General features: G+C 60.4%; 2 protein-coding genes. Both read right to left on the reverse strand.

What is annotated here, in order from left to right:
* Nucleotides 1–483, reverse strand: a 483-nt coding sequence (locus tag Q0331_RS04460) for a 3-hydroxyacyl-CoA dehydrogenase NAD-binding domain-containing protein (RefSeq protein ID WP_298075237.1), incomplete at its 3' end; no start/stop codon positions are given.
* Nucleotides 484–568: 85 nt separating this feature from the next.
* On the reverse strand, nucleotides 569–2,222 hold a 1,654-nt coding region (locus Q0331_RS04465), incomplete at its 5' end, for a BCCT family transporter (RefSeq protein WP_298075239.1).

Consider the following 2,222-nt stretch of genomic DNA (forward strand, 5'->3'; position numbering starts at 1 on the left):
CTCGTCGGTGGTCAGCGCCGGGATGACCTCCACCAGCGGCAGAACCGGAACGGGGTTGAAGAAGTGCAGACCCAGCACGCGGCCCGGGTTCTTGGTGGCGCTGGCGATGGTCTGAATCGGCAGGGAGGACGTGTTGGAGCACAGCGGTGCCTTCTTGTCCTCGACGATCTCATCCAGCTTGGCGAAGACGTCCTTCTTGATGTCCTCGTTCTCGATGATGGCCTCCATGACCAGCTCGCGGTCCGCGAAGTCCTCGAGCTTGGTGGTGAAGGTCAGGCGACCAAGCGCTGCGTCGCGGTCCTCCTCGGACAGCTTGCCGCGGCTGACGGCCTTCTCCAGGGACTTCTCGATGCGAACCTTACCCGCATCGGCGAACTCCTGCTTGGCTTCCCAAACCAGCACGTCGCTGCCTGCCTTGGCTGCGACCTCTGCGATGCCGGATCCCATCAGACCTGCACCGATAACACCTACACGCTGAACCATGGTCACTCCTTTTTTATAGGTTTATTCGTACTAGATCCAGCCTACCGATGTTGTAGGTGCGATTGTGCTTAACGCTTTTCCTGATCTATTCCTTATTGACGCCCTCATCGTCCGCCGAGCTTTCGGGCTCAGTCGGCTCGTCCGTAATCAGTTCGCCCTCCTGGTCGTACATCGGGCGCGCAGGGGCGATTTCTGCCTCATTGTCCACGTCGCCGACGATTCCCAGGTCGCCCTCGATGCGCACGTTGCCGGGGATAACGAGGTTGCCTTCCGCGTCGTACTCAAAACGCGCGTGCTCCTTACCCTCGTTGTCATAGCCAGGTGCCGGGCGAGCCTCGTGCTCGGCCAGCTTCTCCGCGGAGTCGGTCTTGCCCCACTGGCGACTCGGCGGCTCGGGACGCGCCGCAGAGTCGTCGTTCATGCCCTTCACAAGGGAGAACATCATGACGAAGTTGAACAGCACGAACGGGAAGCCAATGATGATCACGGTTTGCTGCAGCGCGTCGATGCCGGAATCTGGAGCCATGATCAGGATGGAGCCGGCGACCGCGCCGATCATGATGCACCACAGCAGGCGGTACATCAGCGGGGTCTTGCCCTCCTCACCGGCGGCGAACATGTCGGTGATCAGCGCGGCAGAGTCGATGGAGGTGACAAAGAAGATGGCGATAACGAATAGCGCCAGGATGCTGATGGCCATGGTCCACGGGAAGTGCTCCAAGAAGGTGAACAGTGCTGTGGCGGGATCGCCTTCTTCCACGATCGGCTGGGTCAGCACGCCAGGTTCCTTCTTTTCGATGTCCAGGCCGGCGTAGCCAAAGACGGAGAACCACAAGATGGTGAATGCGGTCGGCAGCAGCAGCACGCCACCGATGAACTCGCGGACGGTACGGCCGCGGGAAATGCGGGCAACGAACATGCCAACGAAAGGCGACCAACAGATCGTCCACGCCCAGTAGAAGACCGTCCACTTACCCTGCCAGCCGGGGTTTACCTGCTGTGAGTCGGACCAGAACATGATCTTCGGCAGGTACTCCGCGTACAGACTGGTGGCATCCATCGTGCCGCGCAGCAACAGGAGCGTAGGGCCGGTCAGCAGCACGAACACCATCAGCAAAGTTGCGGCGAGGATGTTGATGTTGGACAGCCACTTAATGCCCTTAGATAGTCCCGTGGATACCGAGATGGACGATGCCGCCACGATGACGACAAGGATGCTGATCTGCACCCACGCGACGGTCTCCGCACCAAACACCTTGGCCAGGCCAGAGTTGATCTGCAGCGTGCCGAGGCCGACCGAAACCGCAATGCCGAAAACGGTGCCGATGATAGACAGGGCGTCAATAAGCTTTCCGGGCCACGAGTAAATGCTGGCGCCGAGGATGGGCGCGAAAATACTAGATACGCGTGGTGGTAGGTGGCGCTTGTAGATGAAGTAGCCCAGAGCAAGACCCGGCAGGGCGAAGATAACCCACATGTGCAGGCCGAAGTGATACAGGGTAAAGCCCATGGCCTCGCCGATCGCCTCTGTACTCATCGGTTCTGCGTCCTGCATGGGCACGTTGACGACGTGGTTCATCGGCTCGGCCACACCGTAGAACATCAGCACGGAGCCGAGGCCACCGGCGAAGAGCATCGCAAACCAGGACAAGGTTCGGAATGCCGGCTCCTCGCCCTCCACACCCAGGCGCATGCGGCCGAAGCGGGAGACGAAGAGAACGATGAGGAACAGGAAGGCC

Origin of the sequence: uncultured Corynebacterium sp. (genome assembly GCF_937999985.1) — a bacterium.
In the GTDB taxonomy this organism is placed as follows: Bacteria; Actinomycetota; Actinomycetes; order Mycobacteriales; family Mycobacteriaceae; genus Corynebacterium.